Here is a 6,582-nt window from a genome sequence, read left to right as displayed (position 1 = left end):
TGAACTACGGATATCGGATAAAACGAAAGTTTTATCTCCGTGTGGAGCGGTAGTTCAGTTGGTTAGAATACCGGCCTGTCACGCCGGGGGTCGCGGGTTCGAGTCCCGTCCGCTCCGCCACTTTATTAAAGAAACCTGAATCGAAAGATTCAGGTTTTTTTTCGTCTGAAGATAAGTGCCATAAACATAGCTAAGAAATATATAGCGTTACTTAGAATTTTAATCTAAATAGAATAATGAATTACTTGTTGTTCTTCTTCATTAGCATAAAGTGATGACTCGTTTAATTTAGATATAAAAAAAACCGCCATGCAGGCGGTTTTTTTATCGGTTATCTATTAACTTTTCATCATAAGCTGGTAGCCAACATAACAAGCAGCAATGCTGACAATAACGTTAAGTAAAATGTTTAAACCTGCTTTGAAAAATTCACCTTGTTGCATCAAGACAACATTGTCCATTGAGAACGTGGAGAATGTTGTTAGTGCGCCTAGGAAGCCTAAGCCGATAATAGGTCGCCATGGTGCAGCTTCAATCATTCCTTGATTAAGTGCTGACATCAATAGCCCCATGATCAAGGAGCCCAGCACGTTTACGGTTAAAGTACCGTATGGGAAGCCACGGCCAAATAGCATTACGCATAGCTCAGAAATGAGGTATCTTGAGCAGGCGCCGAATGCACCACCAAGCGCGATGAATCCTAGTAATAAATATTGGCTCATTGGGATCTCGTTTATATTTTTAGGTAATGATAGAAAGCGCTCATGATAATCGCTAGCGAGAAGAGTGAGAACTCTCCAAAAATGCAATCATTGATTTAAGTTAATATTAAATAGTCAGCGTAATACTTAGTTGTATAGCTATATTTATAGCATCATAATCATAAATAATGAATTTACTATGAGCCTTAGCTCAAGGAGGCTAGGTATGTCGCTTTACCAAACAGTGTTATTAGCGGTTAATCCTGAAGATAAAAATGCGCATAAATTGATGGTGAAAGCTGGCGTTATCGCTGAGCAAAATCACGCTGATTTACATGTTGCTTATGTTGAGCCAGGGATCGGAAACGTAAGTTTTATTGATGTGGAAGTTGAGCTACAAGAAGAGCATGATGCGATTGCAAAAAAACGCATGAAAGAGTTATCTGATTTAATTACAGCTTCTTCTCATAAAGTTAAAGCGATACATACTGCAGATGGCGATGTTTCAAAGCATATAGAGGCTTTAGCAAAAGAACTGAATGCTAGCCTAGTGATCACCGGTTACCATAAATCGACTTTTCACTTGTTTGGTGATTTAAGTGATTCTTTGGCTAATCACCTAGGTTGTGATGTATTAATTTCACAGTAACAACGATTAAAATATGCAATGTAATAATAAGCCGTGTTGATGCACGGCTTTTTGTTGTTTGTCACTTTTTATTATTTTTCTCAGTATAAAGGTTGTTGCACTATAACGGCTTCTTTATACTCATTGCTACTTGTCGGAGTGCCATATGGCTGAGACCGCATTGCGGGATCCGTTGAACCTGATCAGGCTAATACCTGCGAAGGGAACGAGAGAATGTCTTCTGCTACATATCTTAAGGGATCACTGTATGCATCTGCATAGCTGTACTTAGGTACACACCTCTTGTTTACGCCCATCCGCCAAGCATTTTCCCCTACATTGAAAAATCAAGGAAACTGCTATGTCGAATCGCAAGCAAGCGAGACTGGAAGCGAAACAATTTATTGAATCATTAACAGCGCAACCATACCCGAACTCACAGAAAGTGTATGTTCAAGGTAGCCGTCCTGATGTGCTTGTTCCTATGCGTGAAATCACTTTAGCTGATAGCTTGGTTGGTGGCGGTAAAGATAATCCTATCTTTGAGCCTAACGAGCCTATTCGCGTTTACGACACTTCTGGTTTTTACACTGATCCTGAAAAAAACATCGATATCTATAATGGCTTGCCGTTAGTGCGTGAGCAATGGATCGCAGAGCGTGACGATACTGAATTACTAGAAGGGTTAAGCTCTGAGTATGCCAATGAACGTTTAGATGATAAGACGCTTGATGATTTACGTTTTGCGGAACGTGCGCGTATTCGTTGTGCAAAAGCTGGGCGTTGTGTGACGCAATTACATTATGCGCGCCAAGGTATTATTACGCCTGAGATGGAATATATCGCGATCCGTGAAAATATGGGTCGTGCGAAATACCGTGATGAAGTATTAAACCAACAACATCCAGGTGTGAGCTTTGGTGCTAATTTACCAAAAGAAATTACGCCTGAGTTTGTGCGTAAAGAAGTGGCTGAAGGCCGAGCAATTATTCCTGCCAACATTAACCATCCTGAAACTGAGCCAATGATCATTGGCCGTAATTTCCTTGTTAAAGTGAATGCCAATATTGGTAACTCAGCGGTGAGTTCATCGATTGAAGAAGAAGTTGAAAAACTTGTCTGGTCGACCCGTTGGGGTGGCGATACGGTAATGGATTTATCAACTGGTCGAAATATTCACGAAACGCGTGAATGGATCATCCGTAATAGCCCTGTTCCGATTGGTACTGTACCTATGTACCAAGCACTTGAAAAAGTAAATGGTGTGGCTGAGAACCTTAACTGGGAAGTGTTCCGTGACACATTACTAGAGCAAGCTGAGCAAGGGGTGGATTACTTCACTATCCATGCTGGCGTACTGCTTCGTTATGTACCTATGACGGCGAAACGTGTAACCGGTATTGTATCGCGTGGCGGCTCTATCATGGCGAAGTGGTGTTTGGCACACCATAAAGAAAGCTTCCTCTATCAGCACTTCCGTGAGATTTGTGAGATCTGTGCGCAATACGATATTTCACTATCACTGGGCGATGGCTTGCGTCCAGGTTCTGTAGCCGATGCTAATGATGAAGCCCAGTTTAGTGAACTACGCACATTAGGTGAGTTAACTAAAATTGCATGGGAATACGATGTGCAGGTCATGATTGAAGGCCCCGGTCACGTACCCATGCACATGATTAAAGAAAACATGGAAGAGCAGCTAGAGCATTGTCATGAAGCGCCATTCTATACCTTAGGCCCACTGACGACAGACATCGCACCGGGTTATGATCATATTACATCGGGTATTGGTGCGGCGATGATTGGCTGGTATGGCTGTGCAATGCTTTGTTATGTAACACCCAAAGAACACTTAGGCTTGCCTAATAAAGACGATGTAAAAGTCGGTCTTATCACTTATAAACTCTGTGCCCATGCTGCTGATTTAGCAAAAGGCCACCCTGGTGCACAAGTGCGCGATAATGCCTTATCTAAAGCGCGTTTTGAATTCCGTTGGGAAGATCAATTTAATCTCGGTCTTGACCCTGAAACGGCGCGTGCCTATCACGATGAAACTCTCCCTCAAGAGTCAGGCAAAGTTGCCCATTTCTGTTCAATGTGTGGCCCTAAATTCTGTTCAATGAAGATCTCTCAAGAAGTACGAGATTACGCTAAGGGGTTAGAAGACTCAGAAATCGCGATCAAGCTATTAGATGATCCACTTGAAGGCATGCAGCAAAAAGCACAAGAGTTTCGATCTAAAGGTAGTGAGTTATATCACCTAGCTAAAGAGGAAAGCTAATGAGCACCTTAAGCTTACCAAAGGTCTTATCGTCTCTGGTGATGCATATTGAGCCATTATTAGCCTCTGCGACAGAGTATCAGTTAGGTGAGCAAGTCACGTTAATACCATCAAGCCAAGAGTGGATAGAGGTATCGACGCCCTCTTGCGTTAAACGAGTGGGCTTTGAACAAGCCTGCTCCACTCAGCTAATTGATTCTGTATTTCAAGATCAATGGGTATCTTCTGAGGTAGATCTTTCGCTGATCAAAGCGCAAATACTGGAACGATCTAACGTTGTGGTATGTGGTTTACCTGTCAATGGTGGTTATCTTGATCTTTGGCATCATGATGGTGACGTTCGTGGTTGTTTCAGTGTTGAGCTTGGTAATGCGACTCAACAGAGAGCGATGTTATTGGTGGCACTCGCGCTTGATTACCCCTTAGAAGATGCTCTAGTGCTGGCAAGGGCGTATGCCCAGTCAACGCAGATGGGCATTTGGCCAACTGAGCGTGAGGCTTTCCCTGACATCGTTTGTGCTAATTTTTCAAAGCTGTCAGATATTGGTTGGCAATTCGAATGTCAGCCAGTTGAAGCTTTTGCTGCTGTTGATAGTGATAAACTGAAGTTATATCCGGTAGTGGATTCCGTCCAATGGGTTAAGCAGTTACTTGAATTGGATGTGAAAACCACTCAGCTGCGGATCAAAGATCCGAATGCACAAGGTTTGAACCAAGATGTTGCTCATGCTATTGCGTTAGGTCTGCAGGCAAATGCGCAGGTCTTTATTAATGACTATTGGCAACTGGCTATTGAGCATGGTGCTTTTGGGGTGCATTTGGGACAAGAAGATTTAGCGGTCGCTGATCTCAATGCCATTCAACAAGCGAATCTTCGCTTAGGGATCTCAACCCATGGGTATTACGAGATATTACGTGCGATGGCATTTAATCCCAGTTATATCGCCCTTGGTCATATTTACCCAACCACAACCAAGCAAATGCCGTCATTACCGCAAGGCGTTCACCGCTTAAAGCTGTATCAACAATTGATTGGCAATACGTTTCCAACAGTGGCAATTGGGGGGATTGATTTATCTCGTGTGCCCGTCGTTTGGAAAACAGGGGTAAGTAGTGTTGCGGTGGTACGCGCGATCACCCAGTCAAGTGAGCCTGCGATTGCCGTCGAACAACTCAATCAATGCTTATCTGAGCGGGAGGTTAAGGATGACAACTGACAGACTCTCTGATACTGCTTTTATTCGATATAACCGACAAATCATGCTGGAAGAGATGGGAGAGCAGGGGCAACTTGCACTTAACAATGCCAAGGTATTGATCGTCGGTGCGGGAGGTTTAGGCTCAGCGGCAGCGATGTATTTAGCGGCTGCGGGTGTTGGGTTACTGGTGATTGCTGATGATGATGAGGTTGAGAGTTCGAACTTGCAGCGTCAGGTGATTTATCGAGAAACCGATGTGTCACTCAATAAAGCGCAAGCAGCCTGTGATCAGCTTTTAGCATTGAACCCATTGGTACGAACGCGTGCAGTAAAAGCTAAGCTTGCAGGTTTTCAACTCGTAATGGAAGTACAACAGGCCGATATTGTACTTGATTGCAGTGACAACTGGGCTACCCGTTATGCGGTCAATCAAGCTTGTTATCAGCATCAAACACCACTGATTGCCGGTGCGTCGATAGGTTGGCAAGGACAGTTACTGGCGTTTGATTTCAGGCAGGCCTCACCGTGTTATCAATGTGTGTTTCCATTTAGTACTGAAGCGTCACCACAAGATAAAAATTGTCGTAGTAACGGCGTGATGGGGCCTGTTGTTGGCACTATTGGAACGTTACAAGCGCTTAATGCGATCAAAGCTATCGCAGGTGTTGCTGAAGTTGGGTTTGGTTTGCTGCAGCAATTTAATGGCTTAACAGGAAAATGGCAGCAGGTATCAATCGATGCTGATTCTGGTTGCCCTGTGTGTGGTCAGCAAGATCAAAGAGAGGTTGTGTAAATGGCTACCATGATAACTATCTGGTTGAACGATGAATCTATGTCTTGCGAGGCTGAGCAAACCGTTCATCAATTTGTTAAGCAGTTAGATTTACCCATACAAGGTACTGCGGTCGCGATAAATCAGCGCATTGTTGGAGCCAGTGAGTGGTCGACAACCGTCATTGCTGATGGCGATCAGATCGCGTTATTTCAAGCGATAGCTGGAGGTTAATATGTTGACTATTGCAGATAAAACATTCACATCGAGACTGTTTACCGGAACAGGTAAATACGCCAATCGTGATGTCATGGCAGAATCGATTTTAGCAACAGGATCTGAGCTCGTGACTATGGCACTAAAGCGAGTCAATATCGCTGAGCGTGATGACGATATCTTAGCGCCACTGATCCAAGCTGGAGTGAATTTACTGCCTAATACGTCAGGGGCGAAAAATGCCAAAGAAGCGATCTTTGCTGCGCAGTTAGCCCGAGAAGCATTGGGGACGAATTGGCTAAAATTAGAAATTCACCCTGATCCAAAATACCTCATGCCTGATCCGATTGAAACGCTAAAAGCGGCAGAGCAGTTGGTAAAAGAAGGGTTTGTTGTACTGCCTTACTGTCATGCCGATCCTGTGCTTTGTAAGCGATTAGAAGATGTGGGTTGCGCTGCCGTGATGCCATTAGGTGCGCCGATTGGCTCGAATAAAGGGGTCGCTTCTCGCGATTTTCTTCGCATTATTATCGATCAGGCGCAAGTACCTGTGGTGGTGGATGCGGGCATTGGGGCACCTTCTCATGCCGCAGAAGCGATGGAAATGGGGGCTGATGCGGTATTGGTCAATACTGCCATCGCAGCGGCAAGTGATCCGATTGCAATGGGGCGTGCATTTAAATTGGCCGTGGAAAGTGGTCGTATGGCCTATGAAGCGGGTCTTGCAGGTAAGGTGAACCATGCAATTGCATCAAGTCCATTAACGGCATTTCTTAACGATTAAG

The 6,582-nt window shown here is 44.2% G+C and carries 7 protein-coding genes, 1 tRNA gene and 1 riboswitch; of the genes, 7 read left to right on the top strand and 1 reads right to left on the bottom strand.

Annotation, left to right across the window (positions count from 1 at the left end):
• Positions 1 to 43 precede the first annotated feature (43 nt).
• Positions 44 to 120, top strand: a tRNA-Asp gene (locus tag C9J38_RS15285).
• Positions 121 to 338: 218 nt separating this feature from the next.
• Here the strand turns inward: C9J38_RS15285 and crcB are convergent.
• Positions 339 to 722: a fluoride efflux transporter CrcB gene (crcB, locus tag C9J38_RS15280; protein WP_005372395.1), complete on the bottom strand. Its 384-nt coding sequence runs from the start codon at positions 720 to 722 to the stop codon at positions 339 to 341.
• A gap of 205 nt (positions 723 to 927) precedes the next feature.
• Here crcB and C9J38_RS15275 point away from each other — a divergent pair, with 205 nt between their 5' ends.
• From C9J38_RS15275 to C9J38_RS15250, 6 genes are all read left to right on the top strand, one after another.
• Entirely contained in the window at positions 928 to 1,350 is a 423-nt protein-coding gene (locus C9J38_RS15275; protein WP_107207831.1) for a universal stress protein, read from the top strand.
• 124 nt (positions 1,351 to 1,474) lie between these two features.
• Positions 1,475 to 1,572, top strand: a riboswitch (TPP riboswitch).
• Positions 1,573 to 1,690: 118 nt separating this feature from the next.
• Positions 1,691 to 3,610, top strand: coding sequence for a phosphomethylpyrimidine synthase ThiC (gene thiC / locus C9J38_RS15270; RefSeq protein ID WP_105061483.1), 1,920 nt, complete (start codon positions 1,691 to 1,693; stop codon positions 3,608 to 3,610).
• A complete protein-coding gene (gene thiE, locus C9J38_RS15265) occupies positions 3,610 to 4,827 on the top strand; it encodes a thiamine phosphate synthase (RefSeq protein ID WP_107207830.1) in 1,218 nt (405 codons plus the stop codon). Before thiC ends, thiE begins: the two co-directional genes overlap by 1 nt.
• The gene (locus tag C9J38_RS15260; RefSeq protein WP_107207829.1) at positions 4,817 to 5,602 is read left to right on the top strand and encodes a HesA/MoeB/ThiF family protein; all 786 of its coding nucleotides are present in this window, start codon (positions 4,817 to 4,819) and stop codon (positions 5,600 to 5,602) included. The genes thiE and C9J38_RS15260 overlap by 11 nt, the downstream gene beginning before the upstream one ends.
• The gene (thiS, locus tag C9J38_RS15255) at positions 5,603 to 5,815 is read left to right on the top strand and encodes a sulfur carrier protein ThiS (RefSeq protein ID WP_107207828.1); all 213 of its coding nucleotides are present in this window, start codon (positions 5,603 to 5,605) and stop codon (positions 5,813 to 5,815) included. It abuts the gene before it with no gap.
• Between the two features lies 1 nt (position 5,816).
• Complete coding sequence (locus C9J38_RS15250) at positions 5,817 to 6,581, top strand: thiazole synthase (RefSeq protein WP_107207827.1); 765 nt, start codon at positions 5,817 to 5,819, stop codon at positions 6,579 to 6,581.
• The last annotated feature ends 1 nt before the right edge of the window (position 6,582 follow it).

It is taken from the genome of Photobacterium sp. GB-210 (assembly GCF_003026075.1).
GTDB lineage: Bacteria > Pseudomonadota > Gammaproteobacteria > Enterobacterales > Vibrionaceae > Photobacterium.
The sequence above is the reverse complement of the archived record's forward strand: the minus strand, read 5'-3'. Positions and strand labels throughout refer to the sequence as shown.